The organism is Paenibacillus sp. J22P143, from assembly GCF_059692035.1.
Map to the genome: position 1 here is coordinate 47,010 of NZ_JCAUAQ010000006.1, position 20,422 is coordinate 67,431.

Below are 20,422 nucleotides of genomic sequence, written 5' to 3' on the forward strand. Positions count from 1 at the left end.
AAAATAAGTAGTATTCAATTTTTCCTAGCTAGTCGATGAGCAGCCGCTTTTAACGGTAGATTTTCGCCGGAACAAAAAGAAACGGCCGCCCTAAGGCAGCCGCAACTTAATTATACGTAATTTTCAAGCCCAATTCTGCGGCACGCACTAGCGCTGCGTCTGAGAATTTCGGCTTTTTGTATTTGACTTCGAACTCTTCCTTAGTTAGAGGCGTCCAGTTGAAATCACGGTTCTGATACACCCATGTTTTCGTACCCCAGTCCACATGAATGGTACGACTTGCTACCTTTTTCACAACTCCAATTTCAAGAATGACACCTGTTTTGCCAAAAAACTTGGCACAGTATTTCCCAACCAATTCACTCACGATTCTTCCTCATTTCCATTAGTCAGCTCACCCAGGATAGCAATTGCGATTTCAAATGTCACCTCATCAGACTGAAATTCATCCAGAAAGGATTTTTTGAAAATTCGATGGATTGCTTGTCCTAGTCCAGCAACACTTATATCATCCATATGTTTAATTATATAAATGGCTACGCTGCGAGCCTCACCATCATATTCGTCGTCAAGACTTCCACTCTCAAGCAGTTGAATTGGATCCCACTGATCCAGATGATACTTTACTACGCCAATGACGGGTGAAGGATCAAACGGTAAAGACGCCAAGTATTTATCTTCTTCCCTAATTTCATTCTGTATACGCCAGAGCAAATAATTCATCTTGGTCTCGTTCGATACGGCTCGAAATTTCACTGAGATTGCCTCCTTTGTTGGACACAGCCTGATCTGCTTGTCCTAGTAAATCGGATCAATCCGCTGCGGTGTCGCCTTTAGCAGTTTATCATGTTGCTAACGCAATGCCAACTTTTTATTATTAATCGCATGAATTATTAATGTCATTAATCATCTTCAATTTAGTTTCTGCCAGCCGATTTCGATTTTCATTATGATCCTCAGGCTCCAACCAACCAAAGCCATCCCCGACATATCTCGGGAAAACATGTACGTGTACATGGCCCAAATCATTGAATGCACCGCCATTTTGGAGAATCGTGATACCATCAGGTTGATAGAGCTTTTTAATCAAACGGGACATTTTCATTGAAGCCTTTAGTAAAGCTACTGACGTCTCTTCGTCCATACCTTCCATGTCAGCAACATGTCGCTTTGGAAGTAGAAGTACATCCTTATTACATGCTAACCTCATACGCTACTTATCTATTCCATTCCATGCCTTAAATTACCTTCCAAAACAAAAAAAACAGCCCCTCATCTGAGTGACTGCACATCCCCAACAACCTAGCTTAGCGATCAATTTGAATATACATAAAATCCTTGCCCTGACTTACGTCCGAGGCGCCCAGCCTTCACATATTTCCGGAGCAGCGGACAGGGTCGATATTTCGAATCCTTGAAACCCTCATAGAGAATCTCCATGATCGATAAACAAGTGTCCAAGCCAATTAAATCAGCTAGCTCTAGCGGCCCCATAGGATGGTTCATCCCAAGCTTCATCACCGTATCTACAGCTTCCACCGTGGCTACACCTTCATATACCGTAAAAACAGCTTCGTTAATCATCGGCATCAGAATGCGATTCGAAACGAATCCGGGAAAATCCTGCACCTCAACAGGTGTTTTGCCAAGTTCCTTACTAAGCTCATAGATCGCTTCAAATACGGTCTGTGACGTTTCAAGACCACGAATGATTTCAATAAGCGGCATCACAGGAACTGGGTTCATGAAATGCATCCCGATGACCTGCGAGGGGCGTGTGGTCGCAGAGGCGATTTCAGTAATCGGCAAAGAGGATGTATTCGTTGCCAAAATCACATTAGGCGGACAGATTCCGTCCAACTTTTGAAAAAGCACCGATTTCCAAGCCATATTTTCGGAAATCGCCTCAATCACGAGATCAACATGCGCAGCCTCTTCAATTGCTACCGTCGGCTGAATCCTGCTAAGAATTTCTGCTTTTGCTTCCTCCGCCAACCTTCCTTTCGCTACACTCCGATCTAAATGTTTGCGGATGTTCAACATACCTTTGTCGATCAAAGGCATAGAAAGATCGTGCCAAAGCACCCTTCGGTCAGCAGATGCAGCCACTTGAGCAATTCCACTCCCCATCTGCCCTGCCCCTACTACCATGATGGTTTGTATAGACATCTTACATCGCTCCTACTGCTTCATTGAATCAACTGGGATTCATCCATCGTTGCTTTCCTTCCGTATTAGTCGACATCTACTTGCACTAACTGCTTACTCTCCATGCTGTTACTCCACATGAAGCAGGATCGCATCACCCTGCGCCGTCCCGCTGCATATCGCTGCAATCCCGTAACCACCGCCAATTCTACGAAGCTCATGAATTAAAGTAAGAATAATCCGCGTGCCGCTCGCACCAATCGGATGACCGAGCGCAATTGCTCCGCCGTTGACATTGACGCGCTGCACATCCCACCCCAGCATACTCTCGCTCGTGAGTACGACAGCGGCAAAAGCTTCATTCACCTCGAATCGATCGATCTGATCCAGTGTCATTCCCGTTTGCTGCAGCAGCTTCCGTATTGCCAAAGCAGGTGCTGTCGCGATATAAGGCGCACGCTCACCAACACTGGCATGCCCAATTATCGTAGCGAGCGGCGTTACACCCTGATCTAAGGCAGCTTCCCACGCCATAACAACCAAAGCAGCTGCGCCATCATTCACACCAGGCGCATTCCCCGCTGTAATGCTGCCTTGCTTATCGAATACCGGAGCTAATGCGGCAAGCTTAGCCATACTCGTATCCATACGCGGTCCCTCATCGCGATCAACCACGTTCGCACCGACTTGGATAGCTACAATTTCCTCTGCAAAATATCCCTTGGATATCGCTTGTAACGCTAGTTGATGACTGCGCAAAGCCCACTCGTCCTGCTCCTGACGTCCAATATTGAACTCAGCAGCAACACGACTGCCATGAACCACCATATGCACACGTTCGAAGGGACAAGTGAGACCATCATGAATCATAAGATCGATAAGTCGCTGTTCGCCCATTCGTGCTCCCCAACGCGCATCCGTCGCCAGATACGGAGCGGAGCTCATGCTTTCCATGCCGCCGACCACGAGTGTCGAAGCATCCCCTGCGCGGATAATTTGGTCCGCCATGGTTACACTACGGAGTCCTGACGCGCATACTTTGTTGATCGTCTCTGACGTCACATTCCAATCCAGTCCCGCCTTACGCGCCGCCTGACGGGAAGGGATCTGTCCTGCACCTCCTTGCAGCACCATGCCCATGATGACTTCCTCGATCGACGAAGGATCCAGAGATGCGCGTCGTATGGCTTCCTTGATGACGATCCCGCCCAACTCGACAGCCGGAACATCCTTCAGCGCGCCACCGAACTTACCGAATGGGGTTCTCGCACCGCCCACAATGACACTTTCTCGCATACACCTCGCCCTCCAGTCTTTCCTCTCACTACACCCTTGAATAACGCGCAATCACTCTACGCTGCTCATCCATTGTTGCTTCAACCATTTGGAGCATTTTCGCATCGCGCATATACCGTTCAACTGGGTATTCTTTCGTATACCCATAGCCGCCAAAGATTTGAACGGCTTCAATGGCTACCGCCATCACCGTATCCCCAGCGAACAAGTTTGCATATGCTCCTTCTTCTCTACTCTCCATGCCTTGACTCTCTCGCCATGCCGCTTGATACGTGAGCAGCCTAGCTGCTTCGATTTGCGTTGCCATGTTTGCAAGCTTAAAGGCGATGGCCTGCTGCTGCGCAATCGGCTTACCGAACTGCTTGCGAGTCTTCGCATACGCAATAGCCTCATCTATGGCTGCTTGTGCGAGCCCTACCGCAAGTGCTGCGACACCACTTCGAGCACTCTCCAGCGTTCGCAAAGCAATCCGATGCCCGTCACCCTCCTCGCCAAGACGATTTGCCAATGGAATACGGCAGTCCATCAATTCAAATGACATGCTTGGTGAGCCACGCGTGCCGAGCTTTCTTTCCTTTTTGCCTAAAATGAACCCAGGTGTGCCTTTCTCGATCATAAAAGCACTGCTCAAGTGCGCTGCAGGATCGTCCCCAGTCGCTGCAAACACCACAAACACATCCGCTTCACCCGCATTAGTAACGAAAAACTTTCCGCCCTGCAGAACGTATTCGTCTCCGTCCCGCATAGCTCTCGTATGCAGTTCTACGCCAGAAGAACCCGCCATACGCTCCATTTCTGCCCCTGCAAATGCCCCAAGCTTTCGTCCCTCACCCATCGGGCCAAGGTATACCTTCTTCTGCGCCTCGGTACCAAACATCGAAATCGCAGCACCTGCCAACGCACTATGCACAAAAAGTGCATATCCCGTCGAGGTACAGGCACGTGCTAACTCCTCCAAAACCAAGCAATGCGTTAACGCATCCGAGCCAAGCCCGCCATAAGCTTCAGGAACTAGAATCCCTGTTAAGCCCAGTTCCCCCATGGTCTCAAATAACGAGCGATCGAACCGCTCCTCTTCATCACGCAGCGCCGCCTTCGGCGCAACCTCCCCCGTCGCAAAATCGCGGACCATACTGCGAATCATTTCCAATTCCTCTGAAAGGCTATAATCCATGTGGAGCCCTCCCTCAAGCCGCATGCACCTAACTCTTATCCTCCCATGTTGATCGCGCAATTGAACCGTCTAAAGCTTCATAATCTTCATAGCGAATTGCCTTATATAACTCGCTGCGTGTTTGCATGCCATTTAGCGATCCGGACTGCGTCCCTTTCTGACGAATCTCCTCAAATACTCGCTCATAAGCCTTAGCTGCAACACGCAGCGACGTAACGGGATAGAGAACCATGCGGAAGCCCCAGCTTTCAAATTGTGCTGCCGTAAAGTAAGGTGTACGACCAAACTCTGTCATATTAGCTAATAGAGGTGCGTCCACTTCCCTTCGAAGATACTGAAAGTCCTCCTCACTCTCAAGAGCTTCAGGAAAAATCGCATCCGCCCCAGCGGCGATATAGTGCTTTGCACGGGTAATGGCCTCAGCCATGCCTTCGACCCCTTTCGCATCTGTCCGTGCAATAACATACAACGTCGGGCTTACGGCTTTGAGCGTGCGAATTTTTTGACACATTTCTTCGGTGGAAATGAGTTTTTTACCACTGAGATGGCCGCATTTCTTCGGCATATCTTGGTCCTCAATTTGCACAGCGGCGACCTTCGCCTCAACCATCTCCTTCGCTGTCCGAGCGACATTTAAGATGCCGCCATAACCCGTATCGATATCGACCAATAACGGAAGTCCTGTTGCTCGAACGAGCTCCCTAGCTCGTTCTGCAACCTCGTTGGAATAAATAAGCCCCAAATCTGGCAACCCTCTGCTGGCCGTATAAGCGGCACCCGATAAGTAAAGGGCTTGAAACCCTGCTTGCTTCGCGATTCTTGCTGCCATGCCATCATGGGTACCAATTATCTGGAGAATTGGACCCGCTTCGACTAAACGCCGCCATTCCGCAGCTAACTGCTCTTGACTCGGCTCCTCCTCAATCAGCCATGACATCGTTAACCTCCTACCTCATACAGCCGATCTGCAGACCAATTAAATCACGAATAGCGACATATACGCAGATACGGTTGTCTGAATCAGCTTCTCGAAATCGAGCGATAGCTTCATAATTTCCTCCGTCTGTTTCCGCGGAAAACGCGTTTGCACATTCGCTTTAAACTTATCGATCACCTTCGGCAGCCCCTCAGCACGCCGCCTGCGATGTCCAATCGGGTATTCACAAACCATTTTCTCCGTAGATGTACCGTCCTTAAAATAAATTTGAATGCTGTTCGCAATGGAACGCTTATCTGGATCTAAATAGTCCTTACTGTATTGCTCGTTCTCGACAACAACCATACGCTCCCGAAGCGCATCAATTCGTGGGTCGGCAGCAATATCATCTTCGTAATGCTCGGCAGTCAATGTTCCATATAGGAGACCTATAGCAACCATGTACTGTAGGCAATGATCGCGATCTGCTGGATTATGCAGAGGGCCTTTCTTGTCAATAATGCGCAGCGCTGATTTATGTGTAGTTAACATAATTTTAGTTATGTCAACTAAATGATCTTTGATATGCTCATGTAGGGTGAGCGCACACTCAACAGCTGTTTGGGCATGAAATTCTGCAGGAAATGAAATTTTGAATAAAATATGCTCCATGACATAGGAGCTGAGTGGTCTTGCAAGCGTTAGCGTTTTGCCTTCGAATAGAACGTCCTGAAAGCCCCAATTTGGAGCAGTCAAAGCAGATGCATATCCCATCTCCCCGCCTACTGCCATTAAGGCTAATCGTACCGCTCGACTAGTTGCGTCACCCGCTGCCCATGATTTCCTTGAGCCTGTGTTCGGCGCATGCCGATACGTTCGTAAGCTCGCACCATCAATCCAAGCATTGGATACGGCGCTGCAAACCTCCTCCTTCGTACCTCCCAGCATGACTGTCGCCACTGCGGTTGAGGCAATTTTCACGAGATGTACATGATCCAAGCCAACAGCATTCAAACTATTTTCCAAAGCGAGCACGCCTTGTATTTCATGAGCTTTGATCGCCATCGTTAAGACATCCTTCATCGTGAAAGGCGCTTGCCCGTCTGCGATACGCCTTCGGCTCACATAGTCGGCAACGGCTAGGATACTGCCTAAATTATCAGATGGATGCCCCCATTCTGCGGCTAGCCACGTGTCATTATAATCGAGCCACCGAATCATGCACCCGATATTGAAGGCAGCTTGAACGGGGTCTAGCTCATATCTAGTGCCAGGTACACGAGCCCCGCCGATCACCTCTGCACCCGGAACAATCGGACCGAGATGCTTCGTACATGCGGGAAAACGCAGTGCAAGCAATCCTGTTCCTAGAGAGTCCAGCAGGACATGCTGGGCAATCTGATACGCTTCCGCACTCTCAATCTCGGCATGCAAGGCGTAGTCAGCGATCTCTACAATTAGCGGGTCAAAAATCATCTCCCTCTGATTCGATTCACTTGACGTACTCATACGATCTCGTCCTCACTTTCTGGGAGACTTTGCCCCTGAGGGGGGTGTAAATCTCTCGCTCCGGTATAACGGACACGAGGCCTAAAGAGTCGATTGTTCGCATGCTGCTCCATCACATGTGCACTGATGCCCAGCGTGCGTGCTGCAAGGAAAACGGGCGTAAACAGCTCAATCGGAATGCCAAGCAAGTAATAGACAGGCGCAGCATAGTAATCCAAATTGGGATGCAGCCCCTTCTCAGTCCTCATCACATCTTCCCCGCGTACGCACATGTCATACAGTTCCTGTTGATTGCATGCGGGTGCAAGCTGTGCTAAGGCTTCCTTCATCAGCAGTGCGCGAGGATCAGGTTTTCGCATATACACGCGATGCCCAAAGCCCATAATGCGCTCCTTCCGTGCTAGCTTCGAACGAATCAACGCTTCGAGATCATCTTCGGAACCCGCTTCAAGCAGCATGTGCATGACCGCTTCATTCGCGCCGCCGTGCAACGTACCTTTGAGTGAAGCAACAGCGCCAACCAGAGCGCCATATATATCAGACTGTGTTGAAGCAATTACACGAGCCGCAAATGTCGAATTCGGCAATTCATGTTCACTGTACACAATGAGAGATTGATCAAAAATCGCTTCCTCCACCTGCGACGGAATCGTTCCTGTAATCATATACAGGAAGTTAGCCGTAAAGGATAGCTTGGGATCAGGCTCAACGAGCGGCTGCGTAGTGATTGCACGATAACCATATGCCACAATTTGCGGCACTTTGGCCAACAGGCGTATCGCTTTCCGTCGATTAGCCTCAAGTGATCGATCATCAAGCTCATCATCAAAGCTCGCTAGCGCGGAAATACTCGTTCGCAGCACATCCATCATATCTGCTCGATCCGGCATCAGATGGAGCATCGCTCGCACATTCGGCGGTAATCCATAGACAGATTGAATTTGTGACTCAATCGCTAATCGCCTCTGTTCATTCGGTAACTCACCTTCTAGCAAAAGACCAACAACATCCAAATAGGTCATTTGCTCAGCAAGCTCCATCAGATCATACCCACGAATAACGATTTCTTCCTTCTCCACATCAAGAAATGAAATACTGGTCTCACTGGCAATCACATGCTCAAGTCCAGGCAAATAGTGATCACTCATGTTTTCGCTCTCCCTTCCTACGAGCTTTCAGAAAGTAGCAAACGCGAAATCACAATACGCTGTATTTCATTCGTCCCTTCATAAATTTGCGTCACTTTGGCATCGCGCAGATAACGATCTACCTTCGATTCCTTCAAACACCCCCAAACACCGCATACTTGAACTGCCCGCAAACAAACCTTTACAGCCGTATCACTGGCAAAAAGCTTCGCTATGGCAGCCTGTTTCCCATACGAGAGCCCTTGGCTTTTACGCCAAGCGGCTTGATAGGTCAGCAGTCTCGCGGCCTCAATGTGCGTGGCCATCTCGGAAATATGAGCATCGAATAGCTCGCCGCTGAGCGCTCCGGGCCCCGCTCCATAAGCAATGACAGCGTCCAAGGCTCCTTGGCCTATACCCGTTGCTTGTGCGGCAATCCCGATCCGTCCGCCATCCAAACTTCGCATCGCGATGCGGAAGCCTTCGCCTTCAGGACCCAATCGGTTCTCTGCGGGCACGCTGCATTCCTCAAACCTCAGCTCCATCGTGGTGGATGAACGAATGCCGAGCTTCTTTTCTTTGGTGCCGAAAATAAGCCCAGCAGTCCCTTTTTCCACGATAAAGGCTGTTGTGCCCCTTTGCTTGTTTTGCGCATCCGTTAAGGCGAAAACAATATACACCTCCGCCTCCCCGCCATTCGTAACGAACAGCTTCGAGCCGTTAAGTACGTACGCATCTCCCTCTTTCGTTGCCGTCGTTCGCATGGCTCCGGCATCTGAGCCGGATTCGCTCTCCGTCAGACAGTAGGCGCCAAGCTTTTTACCTAGCGCCATTGGGAGTAGATAGGTTTGTTTCTGAGCCTCCGTGCCATACGTATGAATCGCCCAACTGGCCAGCGACGTATGTACGGAAAGCATGACACCTGTAGAAGCACACACGCGCGAAAGCTCCTCAATCACCATTGCATAGGTTAGAAAATCGGATCCACCGCCGCCGTATGCTTTTGGCCATGGTATCCCAGACCAACCAAGCTCACCTAGGCTGTCGAATATCACACGATCAAACCGTTCAAATTCATCCCTTTCTTCTGAAGTAGGCTCCATGTTCGCGAGCGCGAACTCACGAACTTTCATTCGAATATCTTGCTGATCTTGGGTATAAGAGAATTGCATGCGACGACCTCCTTCGACGTGTTCATGGTGCTCACTCCTGATTGGCCGAGGTTGATTGGGTCGATCGTAATTCTTTGGACAAGTTGTAAACGCTTTCAATTATATGTTATATATACACGCTTTTGTTAGCCAATAGACTGTTAACAGGTAAAAAAAGAACAGCATTAAATAATTCACTTTTCTGGCCAAATCGGATATTAATCTTTCAATATTGTAAGGAAATATTTAACAATTTTCTTTATAATAAATCAGAAAACTTGTATAGGAAGGGGAAAATCGCATGATGAAACGGAACAAAATTTTAATTCTTATTTCATTTTTCGCAGTCATACTTTTTTTAAACTTAGGGGGTAGAGTTTTCGCCGATGGATTGGAGGTTGTACAATCAAACATTAAGCTGTTCGTTGACTCACAAAAGATTGACAAAGAGGTTGTTCTGATTAACGGAAGTAGTTATCTCCCCGTTCGCTCTAGTTCCGAAGCACAGGGTGCGGACGTTATTTGGGATGAGAAAGATCAAACTATTAATATCAATTCTAGAACTAACAGTTCTACTGCAGATAGTGTACTTCATAGTACATGGGAAGGCACTTATTTTGCTGGACAAGGCGAAACGAAGGTCACAATTGGAATTGACGGAGAAACAGCAACTTTTGAGTTTGGGCCATGGGAGAAAAATCCAAAAATTCCAAAAGGTAAATTCACAATGACCGTCACGTACAATACGAAAACGCAAGCCATCAAGTTGACTGGTCTAGATTGGGTTAATCGACCCAATAATTATTTATTTGTTGATTTTGTGGGTAGTGTTTCAGGTGAATATATGAATGGTGCTGTTATTTTTCAAGGTAGAGATTACTTAGACAACTTTAGCATGAAAAGAATGCATAATGCACCGCAAAAGGTCGAATCTACAACTACGGTTTCAAACAAAATTCTCCATCGCTTCAGTCATCTCGTATATGCAAATGTTGATAATTTTGTTGGTAAAATGGTTGGACAATTCATTGATGAAGTCAACCACCCAAAGGAGAATACGAATTATTCGCCCATGACAACAAGCACAATGGAAGATTTACACAAAACGCTCGTAGCTATTAAGAATCCTGATTTACCAGTAGATTGGGAAATCATTGATTACGAGAATGACAACGGAGATACGGTCGCGATAGGTTATTCCGGGTTTTATGGAGCAGCCTTTAAAAAAGATGATCAAATCGTTATCTCTTTTAGAGGAACCGATTTTACAAATGGTCTTGATGCGGATGCCGATTTATCACTCACTCGCGGAATTGTACCTGATCAAATTATTATTGCTCGAAAATTAATTGATCGTGTTACGACAACTTATCCCAACTCACATATTTATTTATCTGGCCATTCGCTTGATGGTTGGCTTGTTCAAAAAATCATTTTAGACATGGATCAAAACATTGTAAAAATCCCAAACTTTGCTAAAGCCGAAACGTTTAATGCACCAGGCTTTTTTGAACCCGATCTATTAGTACGTCTTATTGATAAGTCTTACATGACAACTACGCAGTGGAAAGCTAATAAAAACGGTGAGTTCAATACTAGGATTAGTAACTATATCATCCAGAACGATTCAGTGGGTACCTTAGGTACACATATAGGTCAAAATATTACTTTTCCTTTCAAGTTTGATACATGGGATCTTTTCACTGAATCACATGGTATTATCAAATTTTACGATTATCCATTAGATTAATTTACTAAAGGTAAACAGGATACCCTTACTCAAAATGAGTGTAGGGTATCCTGTTTTTTGGTTTTCACTATCTACAATTCTGACTTCATCACAACGCCCGCTGGTAAAACCCGCTCCACATGGTCTCGAAGCGAAGCATTCGTATACAGCTCATCGCTAAAAATCGCAATAATCCCGCTATCCTCGCGCGTCCGAATCAACCGCCCCATCCCTTGTCGCAACCGCAGCAGCATGTAAGGAATATCGACTTCTTCATACGGTGAAACTGCCGCTTCACGTTTCGCGTTAAACACCGGATCTGGCGGAGGAAACGGAAGCGCCCAGACGATCACATTCGAAAGTGATGGACCTGGAATATCGAGTCCTTCCCACAGGCTAACAGCAGCCAACACGCTGTGTTCATCCCCTTGGAATGCTGCGATCACATGCGAGATTTCTTGATCTCCTTCATAGAAGAAGGTTAGATCCTTACAATCCGTTCGAGATGACATTTCCGATTTGAAGCGTTGTAATTCTTGATGTGTTGGGAACAGAACAAGCGCTCTGCCTTCCGTCCTTTTCAACAAGCTAACGGCAGAAGTCATCTTCTCTTGGAATGTTCCGCCTTCCGTGAAGCGCGGAGCAATGACTTCCATCCGTTCCGCATAGTCATAGGGTGAATCTACCGAGAATGAGAGATATTTCTCCAAACCTAAGCTGTTCGCCACATAGTCGAAGCTGCCTTCCACCGAAAGTGTCGCCGAGGAGAAGACAATCGGCATTTTAGAAGAAAAAACATGCTCCTTCAGCACTTCCTTCACCGTTCTTGGCATAATGACAAGACTGAGTCCCGTGATACTCTCCGTCGCCCAGCAAATGAAAGAATGATCGTTGCGGAATAACGCGAGCGCCTTCTGCATCATCTCCAGATGCTCCTCGACAATCTTCAGCTGATAATCATTGAGGGTAAACATTTCCCCTTCAAAGACAAGTTCCTCTTCAATTTCGGATAAAATATCACAAAGCGTATGAATCTCTCTTTTCAAGAGATCACTCATCACGATCATCTTACGTTCCGATCCTGCAATCGGCCGACAACAGCGTTCTAACACCTCAAACATGCGTTCGCTCTGCTCAATCGCGCGATCAATACAGACGGCTAAGGTTTCACGAACTTCCCCTTTTAACAGACGAATGACCAATTCCTCGAAAACCATATGCTTTAGCTTATAGGTCAACGCTTTTTGGGCAGCGGATTCCATTAGATGTCCTTCATCAAACACTACGGTGCAGTGATCTGGCAGCAACGGTAACTGTCCTTCGCGCTTTCTACCGTCATATGTCCACACATGCTCCATGTAGAAATCATGTGAACAAATAATTAAATCTGCTGACTTCCGATACGATTCACGGGATAAGGTTTGTCCACACCGATGCCGTTTATCACACACAAAACAGTCTTGGTAGGCATCCCAGTTCATGCGGTGCCACTGCTCATCGTTCAGTTGCGGGTAGTTTTTGCGATCACCATAGGCATGGAAGGTTTGCAGCGCTTCACGCGTATGCACAAAATCTGGTAAACCCTCATACACCTCACGATACAACCCTGTATCCTCGTGGCCAAATCTAGCCTCATCCAACTTAACCAAGCAGGCATATTGATCCGGGGACTTCGCGAGTCGTGCATCAATTACCAAATTCAAATGGCGAGAAATTTTATCAATATCCCCACCAGGCTTAACCAGCTGCTCAATTAACGATTCATCCGCACAGGCAATGATAGCTGGCTTCTTCATGAAGCGTGAATAACAAATCGCATATAATAAATACACCAACGTCTTCCCTGTGCCAACGCCAGCTTCCGCAAAAATCGTCTGTTTCTCAGCATAAGCCCGCTCTAGCTGAAAAGCCATGTAAATCTGTTCATCCCGAACCTCAAAACCTGCTTCAGGTAATATGTCATAGAAGATATCCGCAATCCAGTCGGACACCTGCTGCATAAATGGCTGAGCATGATCATATGCAAATGGATAACGTCCCACGTTTGTGCCCCCAACCCATAGTTTGAATCAAACTTGTATTATCTCATGAATGTTTCGTAAAAGCAAAAATTCGAGCAGTAAATGAAAAGCCCACTCCTAACAGCATAACCGTTGTTAGGAATGAGCTATCATTTTACATACTAAACCGTTCGCGATATCCGCATTTCCGGCATAATTCCTCGACTACTTCTCGTCTGGAAAAGCCTTCGAATAAGCGATTCGCTCTTTCACCCTCTACGATTTCGGAGAAAGGCGTATGGTTAATGTTTCCTAGGTTGATGACCCCTTCCCCATCTAAACAACAAGGAATAACGGTTCCGTCTACGAGAATACCCGCTTGATTGCGCAAGGCGTGGCAGAAACCAGGTCCCTCAATCTCCTCCGCCTTCAAATCAGGCCACTGAAATTCGTGATCCTGATTCAGATAGACGCGTTCGGCAAGCTTAACACCGGTTCCGCGGACGAATTTTTCATCAATTTTATAATCGAGCTCAAACTCTTTCTCCAGCAATTCCAGCACTTCACGATTCCGATTCCGTTCCAAATTCGTTTGATTATCTGTATCCAGATTCCATAAACGGAAGGAAATAATGACGTTGGATTTGGCAACGATCTCCTTGGCAAACCGTAGAACAGTGGTCACATAACCCTCTTTGTCCTCGGAGCCCTCATGGCCGTCAAAGCTGTGCAAAGAGAAATTCATTTGGCGCAGCGCGGGTTTATCCAGCAGCTTGTGCCTGTTTTTGGTAATGAGCGTGCCGTTCGTTGTGATATTAACCTTAAAGCCCTTTTCATGGCTGATATCGAGCAGTTCATCGATTTTGGGATGAAGCAACGGCTCCCCCTTCACATGCAAGTAAATGTGATCTGTGTGCGGCTTGATTTGGTCAAGGATATTCGTAAACGTATCTATTTTGATGAAATTCGCTTGACGCTTCGTCTGCGGACAAAACGTGCATGCCAAATTGCATACGCTCGTAATTTCAATATAAAATTTCTTAAACTTCTTCATGGTCGGACTCCGTTTCTATTTTGCGCTACTATGATAGTGGCTATTATACCAAGCAAGCGGGCTGAATGAAAGGATTTGGGCTCAATTAGAAAAACAGTTGAACACACCATCCAATAAAATAGGCGGACGGAACGAGAAAAACTTGCGCCAATAACGTACCTAGGAATCGTGTTGTCATCAACAGGGCGTAAATTTTGCCCAATTGTTTGCGCTGAGCTTCGTCATGCAGAGCCTTATCGGTGATGAGACCTAATTGCGGATCAATGAATATCGTTAGCAAAATGGTGGCAATCCCGTTGATCAGACCGGAAGCTTGTGAAGCAGTCGTCGCATGATCGGGCCATAAATGAGCCGCATACAGCGAGGCTAGAACACCTACGGAATAAAACGCTGTAACCACGATATTAATGAACAGAAACCGTTTGGAAATGCCGAGGTACCGGAACTGACTTAGCTTCACATTGGGCTTTTTGATGTATTTCGTTGTGTTTTTTAGCTGTGAAATGGTGACATTCGTGAGCATCTTCGGTAGCGATCCTGCAATTTCGAGACGAGCAATGACTCTAGCACTAATGTTGATAAAAGTAGGAAATAACGCGATGGCGATGACCGTCCCAATGGACGATGCCAATAAAGAGATCCGCAAATATCGCACCAAATCAAAGGTGGGCTCATGCTTGGCAAAATCCACAAAATTCGCCGTCATCGGCGCCTGGATCAGGTTCGCTGTGCGCGAAACGAGCACGACAATGCCAACCAACGAAAGCGCCACTGCGAGCTTATTCACCCGCACACCCGCATAGCGAATCGAGTAAGACAGCGTCTCCGCCGTGTGAATAATCATCGTTAATACGAAAACCAAAATGAGCGTGTTGATCATACGAAATTCTCATCCTTTGCGCTTGAGATAGAAAACCCACCTTCTGTTGGCAGCATCGGGTGGGTTTCTGCGAGATAAGGTGATAGGTGGCTTGCAAGTGCGGTTTTCAATTTATTTGAACATTCTCACTCATACTTTTCCGTTAGTTGAATCCTGGATTTTCAATTATTTCATTGAGACGATATGAAGCGCTGTGTTAATGCCAGCGTCGGCACCGACTGTATTATAGCCAGCTTGAGTATAGTGGAACTGGTCCTTCATCAACCCCGCAGCAGCCATTCCTGAAAATTTGGTCGAGACAAGAACCGCTGTCGCGTATGTATTGCAAAGCTCGGTTTGTGCTTGAATGATCGGGTCATAAAGCGTTGCATGGTCTCGATGATTCCCGATTCGAACGATGTAGCAGCGATCGAGACCAGCTGCTACCATGACATCGATAATCGCCTTAATTTTGATTGTATAATCCGTCGACGTCATCAAGTTATCGCCGTCCGTCTCACCTTGACACCAAACCATGAATTTATTCTTGATCGTATAGCCGTTTGCTGTTAGCCAGGACTTGGCCGTATTAAAACGGGCAATGGCATCGTTCAGAAATGCCCCATTCGGCTGCCATAAGTTGATTGACGTTCCCCCTTTGGAACATGATACGCCAACAATTGGACGACTCGTGATTGTGTAATACTCTATAGCGAAGGCCGAAACCATCGAGCCAGTTTTCGATGATTCCGTGATTCCGCTTAAAGCATTGTTTTCGTTCACTCCGAACGGTTCCGTAATGGGGTAAAGCTTAGTCGGGTCAGATACGGCCCTAAACTCGTAACCGTAGCCGTTCGGCACATTAGGAGCCTCGGCAGCGATTCCCCGGCCAGCCATATTGGATTGCCCCATGAACATGACTAAATCGACGTCATTAGACTCGTTCTTGCTCGATATCGAAGAAAGTTTCATTATATTCAACCACCACGCCTACATAAAATGATTGTTACCGAAAAAGAGACCGACCCTATCACACTTAATATAATTCATCTGTGATTTTCTGGATAGCAATTTCTACGCTATACTGTCCGTTCGTATCGTTAAGATCCCCACAAATTCCCATTTCTCCTCTTTGTCTTGAAAGGCTTCCCCAGCCTTCGTCAAACCTAACGATTGATAAAACTCTACTGACTTTTCAATGTTATCTGTGTAAATATTAGTTCGAATTCTGCACTTAAAATGCCTTAAATCAGCTATCACACTGAAAGTTGATAAAATAGTTCGGCGAAATCGAATTAAATCATCAATGGGATTGATTTAATTCATTTTAGTTTGATTTTTCGGAACTACTTAGGTACTTCCAGTGTTCAAAGTGCTCAAAAGAAGGTTATCACGCAAAGCTTCACAGTCTCGGATGGTATCATTCCTGCAAAAGTACATCAAATTACACGAAAATCAGTCCATCCGACTACTAATCCTGCAAAAGCTTTTACAATAATTTAAAATGCTATTCATCGCTAGAATCTATCCCTTGTTGAGAAATCATGAAACCATAAAACCATTACCTAAGTAGTAACGATTTTTTCTAACTAAATGCTTCAAAGAGCTATAAGCCTGACTGATGATGTAAATTTATTCGTGACGACTTTCAAATCCCCTTTTTTATTGTAAACAATGACAGCTCCGCTCGTCGATTATGCTACGCTTCGCGGTCGTCCCCATACCACAGCTCGCGGAACGTGGAGCTGTGGCGCAGCAGTTCCTCCGACGTGCCTTCCGCTTCGATGCGGCCATCCATCATCACGATGATGTGGTCGGCACGCGTCAACGCGGTTTTGCGGCGCGAGACGACCAGACACGTCGCATCACTGCGGCGCTGGAACATCCGCTCCCAGAGCTTTTGCTCCGTCTCAACGTCGAGTGCGCTCGACAGGTCGTCGAAGACATACAGCTCGGAGTCCCGCACGAGCATGCGAGCTGCGGCCGTCCGCTGCGCTTGGCCGCCAGAGAGCTTCACCCCGCGCGGGCCGATGACCGTGTCCAGCCCGCCAGGCAGCTGCGCGACGTCGTACTCGAGCACCGCCGCGTTCAGTGACTGCTGCAAGCTGTCGCCTTGCTCCGCTTGCCCGAGCAAAATATTATTGCGCAGCGTATCGCTGTATAGCCGCGGCACCTGCGCGGTATACGCGCTCTGCGGCGGTGTAAAGAAGGTGCCCGGGTCTTCGACGGGCACACCATTCCACGCAATCGTTCCTTTCTCCTTGGGCAACAGCCCAAGAAGGGAACGAACCAGCGTGGTTTTGCCAGAACCGATCGTTCCCGTGATAACGGTGAACGATCCTCTTCGCATAGAGAAATGAATGTCAGCGATGCCTCTACCCGTATCCGGGTAGGTGTAGCTGAGCCCATTCACTTCCAACCGTTGCAGCGGGGGTGCAACCACGCTGTCAGTCGCTTGGTCTTGGTCTTGATCATCCTTCCCGACCCGCTCCTTCTTCAAATACAAAGGCTTCACCATCGTCAACACCTTCGCTGACGCCCCCTGCAAGAGAAACGTCAACCGCTCCAGTGAAACACTCATTTGCTTAAAATAAGTGATAAACTTCCCAACATTCGTAATAAACTGAGTCACGAACGTCAAATAGTAAACAAACAACGCGAGGTCACCGACCGTGAACGTCCCTGCTCGCATTTTCGTCCCCGCTAATAAAAGCAGGAGTCCCGTTCCCAAATTGACCGAATTGGAGAAGACAGAATCGAGCAATTCACTCATCAGCCGATCTTTAAGCATCGCTTTTCTACGTTGATCACCGAAGCTGCCAAACCGCTCTATAACTCGCTTCTCCGCGCCAGCCACTTGAATGGCTTGCACATTGCCGAACATCTCGCTGATTTCACCAGTTACTTTGGAGGTAGATTCACGGCTAGCGGCGCGGTATTTTTGCAAACGTACGGTTGCTAGTTGAGCCGCCGTGATGACGACAACGATTGGCATAAACACGAGCAGTGTCATTTGTGCATCGATTCGAATCAATATGTATCCTGACACGAGAGCGAAACACGTCATCCCAAACACGTCAACCGACCAGCTCGCCGCTTCCTCCGATTGATCCACATCGTCCCGGAAATGACTGATCGCTTCCCCAGGTGATACGGGAATCGCTTGTGCGCCAGGTTGCTTTAAGACATGCTCAAGCAAATTGCGGCGAAGCAGCATCCCCATGCGGAAGCGGAAATGCACATCCGTAATGAATCCAATGATGATCAGCAGGATCCGTCCAAGGGCTGCCCCGATCAGTAACGCAATCAAGCCCCACACGCCAAACTTTAGTGTGGTATTCCCCGTCAATGTGTCAAAGAAAGCTTTTGTAATAAGACCCGGTGCGATCGGCGCCAAATAAATGACTGTCCATGCGAAGGCATTAATAAAATACCGGAATGGCTTATACATGATAAGTCCTTTTAAATATTGAAACGTCGTCATGCCAACACCTCCTCTAACCCTGTCGCGAGTAATTGGCTGAAGCGGGAGTTAGGGTCAGCGGCCAAAACCTCTCGCAGGCCTGATTCCAGCACACGCCCTCTATCCAAAATGACGATATGATCTGCACGCTGAACGGTGGATAGTCGATGGGCGATCATGATGCAGGAGCGTTCATTTAACAATTTGGAAACAGCCTTCTCCATCCGCTGCTCCGTGAGTGGATCCAGTCGCGATGAAGCTTCATCCATAATGACCAATCCTGGATTCGTTAAGAATACACGTGCAAAAGCCAACAACTGTGCCTCTCCCGCAGACAAGCTGCTTCCGCCCGAAGCAAGTACTGTATCCAGTCCCTCTGGCATCGCTTCATACCAAGCGCCTAATCCAAGTTCATGAAGCACCTCAATAATCTGTACATCCCGAATCTTCTCATTATAAAAGGTTAAATTATCACGAATTGTCCCTTGGATGATTTCAATGTTTTGCGTAACGAGAGCGACACGTTTCCTCAGATCCGCTAGTTTACAATCGCGAATATCAGTGCCGCTAAGTGCAATCACTCCGCTTTGCGGATCATAGAATCGCAATAATAATCTGGCAATCGTGGACTTCCCGCTCCCTGTGCGCCCAAGCAAACCAAGCACTTCGCCGGGCTTCAAAGTCATCGTCAGGTTATCAATCGTCGGCTGATCCTCATCATAGCTAAATACGACATCCTTGAAATCAACCCCGAGCGGTCCATCCGGAAGCTTGGCCCCTCGCCCATCTTGAATCTTGGACTGAATCGCGAATAGCTCTCGAATGCGGGAAATACTTGCGTCTGCTTTTTGCAAATCTTCCATTTGCGTCCGAATCTTTTCAATGGGCTTTGCCAATAACTCCGTATAGAAGAAAATTAAATACACAGTGCCAAGTGAAATCTGATTGCTATGCCATAAGTAGGCGCTGATCCCAAACGCCATCGCATTTCCTAACGCAAAAACGAAGATCGACATGTTCCACATCGCACAGAAACCGAGGAAGGCTTTGACGCGCAGCGGCAGCATTTTTCTAAGCATGGTATAGAAGCGATTCATCACAAAGCTCACCGCACCATTGGCGCGAATATCTTCCGTACCTTCCAAATGCTCACCGATAAAACCATAAAACTCAGCGTTCGCCTGCCGCCACCCTGCCCAAACGGGCACTGCAAATTGACGAATCCACCCAATCATATATATCGCGAACACGACGAAAACAGCCATGCCCACGCCAATTATCCAATTTTCACGGAATAATAGCACGAGAATACCAGCCATCAACAGCACATTGCCAAATAAATGAATGATCATGCTGGAGAAGAAATTCGCTAGCGCATTCACATCCCCATCCACACGCTCAATTAGCGAACCGGACGTATGACTTTTATGAAAGGACATATCCAGCGATAAACAATGTGCCGCTAAATCAACGCGCAGCTTATTCGTTGTTTTCCAACCGACATTTTCACTAAAATAGGTCGCAATCACGGACACAAGCTGCTGCACCAGCGCAAAGCCAATAAATAGGAACGCCGCTGTAAAAAGTGGCTGCATCGCCCCCTGCGACTGAGCTGTATCAATAAAATAGCGGATGATTTGCGGATTAATCAGCTGCAGTCCAATGGATGCGAACAACAACAGTGTCAGTCCGATCAGTGTCCCCTTCTGAGGAAACAAATAGCGGCCCAGCAGCTCGCGGTATTGCCCCATGGAGTTGCTGTTTTTTCGTTTCTTTTTCATAGTAATGGAGTCCTCCGTATTCCTCTTGACGTACACTCCATCATACTAAATTGACTCCTTCTCGACAACGGACTCTTTTGATATAACGAAAAAAACCGCCTCAACGGCGGTTTATGTCTTTTCGCAACCACCGCTACTGGCAGGATGAGCGTCCTTGACCTGTAGTCATGTTTTTAATCATTTCAGCGCGTCTGGAAACTGTGAATGACGCTGTA

The 20,422-nt window shown here is 47.3% G+C and carries 17 protein-coding genes; 1 reads left to right on the forward strand and 16 read right to left on the reverse strand.

What is annotated here, in order from left to right; translation table 11 throughout:
• Positions 1–106 precede the first annotated feature (106 nt).
• From AC58PQ_RS12435 to AC58PQ_RS12480, 10 genes are all read right to left on the reverse strand, one after another.
• A complete protein-coding gene (locus AC58PQ_RS12435) occupies positions 107–367 on the reverse strand; it encodes a hypothetical protein (protein WP_497242258.1) in 261 nt (86 codons plus the stop codon).
• Positions 364–756, reverse strand: coding sequence for a hypothetical protein (locus tag AC58PQ_RS12440; RefSeq protein ID WP_497242259.1), 393 nt, complete (start codon positions 754–756; stop codon positions 364–366). The genes AC58PQ_RS12435 and AC58PQ_RS12440 overlap by 4 nt, the downstream gene beginning before the upstream one ends.
• A gap of 121 nt (positions 757–877) precedes the next feature.
• A complete protein-coding gene (locus AC58PQ_RS12445; protein ID WP_497242260.1) occupies positions 878–1,210 on the reverse strand; it encodes an HIT family protein in 333 nt (110 codons plus the stop codon).
• A gap of 104 nt (positions 1,211–1,314) precedes the next feature.
• Positions 1,315–2,169 (reverse strand): 3-hydroxybutyryl-CoA dehydrogenase, encoded by an 855-nt coding sequence (locus AC58PQ_RS12450; RefSeq protein WP_497242261.1) that lies wholly within the window; start codon positions 2,167–2,169, stop codon positions 1,315–1,317.
• Positions 2,170–2,277: 108 nt separating this feature from the next.
• Entirely contained in the window at positions 2,278–3,444 is a 1,167-nt protein-coding gene (locus AC58PQ_RS12455; RefSeq protein WP_497242262.1) for an acetyl-CoA C-acetyltransferase, read from the reverse strand.
• Positions 3,445–3,472: 28 nt separating this feature from the next.
• Positions 3,473–4,618 (reverse strand): acyl-CoA dehydrogenase family protein, encoded by a 1,146-nt coding sequence (locus AC58PQ_RS12460; protein WP_497242263.1) that lies wholly within the window; start codon positions 4,616–4,618, stop codon positions 3,473–3,475.
• Between the two features lie 28 nt (positions 4,619–4,646).
• Entirely contained in the window at positions 4,647–5,555 is a 909-nt protein-coding gene (gene prpB / locus AC58PQ_RS12465; RefSeq protein ID WP_497242264.1) for a methylisocitrate lyase, read from the reverse strand.
• 39 nt (positions 5,556–5,594) lie between these two features.
• Positions 5,595–7,043 (reverse strand): bifunctional 2-methylcitrate dehydratase/aconitate hydratase, encoded by a 1,449-nt coding sequence (locus tag AC58PQ_RS12470; RefSeq protein ID WP_497242265.1) that lies wholly within the window; start codon positions 7,041–7,043, stop codon positions 5,595–5,597.
• On the reverse strand, positions 7,040–8,191 hold the full coding sequence (gene mmgD, locus AC58PQ_RS12475) for a citrate synthase (RefSeq protein ID WP_497242266.1): 1,152 nt from the start codon (positions 8,189–8,191) through the stop codon (positions 7,040–7,042). Before mmgD ends, AC58PQ_RS12470 begins: the two co-directional genes overlap by 4 nt.
• 17 nt (positions 8,192–8,208) lie before the next feature.
• Positions 8,209–9,342: an acyl-CoA dehydrogenase family protein gene (locus AC58PQ_RS12480; protein ID WP_497242267.1), complete on the reverse strand. Its 1,134-nt coding sequence runs from the start codon at positions 9,340–9,342 to the stop codon at positions 8,209–8,211.
• A gap of 280 nt (positions 9,343–9,622) precedes the next feature.
• Between AC58PQ_RS12480 and AC58PQ_RS12485 the strand changes: the two genes are divergently transcribed.
• A complete protein-coding gene (locus tag AC58PQ_RS12485; RefSeq protein WP_497242268.1) occupies positions 9,623–11,071 on the forward strand; it encodes a stalk domain-containing protein in 1,449 nt (482 codons plus the stop codon).
• Positions 11,072–11,142: 71 nt separating this feature from the next.
• Here the strand turns inward: AC58PQ_RS12485 and AC58PQ_RS12490 are convergent, their stop codons facing one another.
• From AC58PQ_RS12490 to AC58PQ_RS12515, 6 genes are all read right to left on the reverse strand, one after another.
• Positions 11,143–13,092 carry an ATP-dependent DNA helicase gene (locus AC58PQ_RS12490; RefSeq protein ID WP_497242269.1) on the reverse strand — a complete coding sequence of 650 codons (1,950 nt, stop codon included), beginning with the start codon at positions 13,090–13,092 and terminating at the stop codon, positions 11,143–11,145.
• Between the two features lie 133 nt (positions 13,093–13,225).
• Positions 13,226–14,104, reverse strand: coding sequence for a radical SAM/SPASM domain-containing protein (locus AC58PQ_RS12495; protein ID WP_477593946.1), 879 nt, complete (start codon positions 14,102–14,104; stop codon positions 13,226–13,228).
• An 85-nt stretch (positions 14,105–14,189) separates the two neighbouring features.
• Positions 14,190–14,984 (reverse strand): lipid II flippase Amj family protein, encoded by a 795-nt coding sequence (locus tag AC58PQ_RS12500; RefSeq protein ID WP_497242270.1) that lies wholly within the window; start codon positions 14,982–14,984, stop codon positions 14,190–14,192.
• A 165-nt stretch (positions 14,985–15,149) separates the two neighbouring features.
• Positions 15,150–15,935: a sialate O-acetylesterase gene (locus tag AC58PQ_RS12505; protein WP_497242271.1), complete on the reverse strand. Its 786-nt coding sequence runs from the start codon at positions 15,933–15,935 to the stop codon at positions 15,150–15,152.
• 727 nt (positions 15,936–16,662) lie between these two features.
• On the reverse strand, positions 16,663–18,447 hold the full coding sequence (locus tag AC58PQ_RS12510; protein WP_497242272.1) for an ABC transporter ATP-binding protein: 1,785 nt from the start codon (positions 18,445–18,447) through the stop codon (positions 16,663–16,665).
• A complete protein-coding gene (locus AC58PQ_RS12515; RefSeq protein WP_497242273.1) occupies positions 18,444–20,207 on the reverse strand; it encodes an ABC transporter ATP-binding protein in 1,764 nt (587 codons plus the stop codon). The genes AC58PQ_RS12510 and AC58PQ_RS12515 overlap by 4 nt, the downstream gene beginning before the upstream one ends.
• Positions 20,208–20,422: the final 215 nt, after the last annotated feature.

What these genes read in the sequence shown, in the direction of transcription:
- AC58PQ_RS12445 (WP_497242260.1), bottom strand. Translation starts at nt 1,210, where the DNA reads ATGAGGTTAGCATGTAATAAGGATGTACTTCTACTTCCAAAGCGACAT.
- AC58PQ_RS12450 (WP_497242261.1), bottom strand. Translation starts at nt 2,169, where the DNA reads ATGTCTATACAAACCATCATGGTAGTAGGGGCAGGGCAGATGGGGAGT.
- AC58PQ_RS12455 (WP_497242262.1), bottom strand. Translation starts at nt 3,444, where the DNA reads ATGCGAGAAAGTGTCATTGTGGGCGGTGCGAGAACCCCATTCGGTAAG.
- AC58PQ_RS12460 (WP_497242263.1), bottom strand. Translation starts at nt 4,618, where the DNA reads ATGGATTATAGCCTTTCAGAGGAATTGGAAATGATTCGCAGTATGGTC.
- prpB (WP_497242264.1), bottom strand. Translation starts at nt 5,555, where the DNA reads ATGTCATGGCTGATTGAGGAGGAGCCGAGTCAAGAGCAGTTAGCTGCG.
- AC58PQ_RS12470 (WP_497242265.1), bottom strand. Translation starts at nt 7,043, where the DNA reads ATGAGTACGTCAAGTGAATCGAATCAGAGGGAGATGATTTTTGACCCG.
- mmgD (WP_497242266.1), bottom strand. Translation starts at nt 8,191, where the DNA reads ATGAGTGATCACTATTTGCCTGGACTTGAGCATGTGATTGCCAGTGAG.
- AC58PQ_RS12480 (WP_497242267.1), bottom strand. Translation starts at nt 9,342, where the DNA reads ATGCAATTCTCTTATACCCAAGATCAGCAAGATATTCGAATGAAAGTT.
- AC58PQ_RS12485 (WP_497242268.1), top strand. Translation starts at nt 9,623, where the DNA reads ATGATGAAACGGAACAAAATTTTAATTCTTATTTCATTTTTCGCAGTC.
- AC58PQ_RS12495 (WP_477593946.1), bottom strand. Translation starts at nt 14,104, where the DNA reads ATGAAGAAGTTTAAGAAATTTTATATTGAAATTACGAGCGTATGCAAT.
- AC58PQ_RS12500 (WP_497242270.1), bottom strand. Translation starts at nt 14,984, where the DNA reads ATGATCAACACGCTCATTTTGGTTTTCGTATTAACGATGATTATTCAC.
- AC58PQ_RS12505 (WP_497242271.1), bottom strand. Translation starts at nt 15,935, where the DNA reads ATGAAACTTTCTTCGATATCGAGCAAGAACGAGTCTAATGACGTCGAT.
- AC58PQ_RS12510 (WP_497242272.1), bottom strand. Translation starts at nt 18,447, where the DNA reads ATGACGACGTTTCAATATTTAAAAGGACTTATCATGTATAAGCCATTC.
- AC58PQ_RS12515 (WP_497242273.1), bottom strand. Translation starts at nt 20,207, where the DNA reads ATGAAAAAGAAACGAAAAAACAGCAACTCCATGGGGCAATACCGCGAG.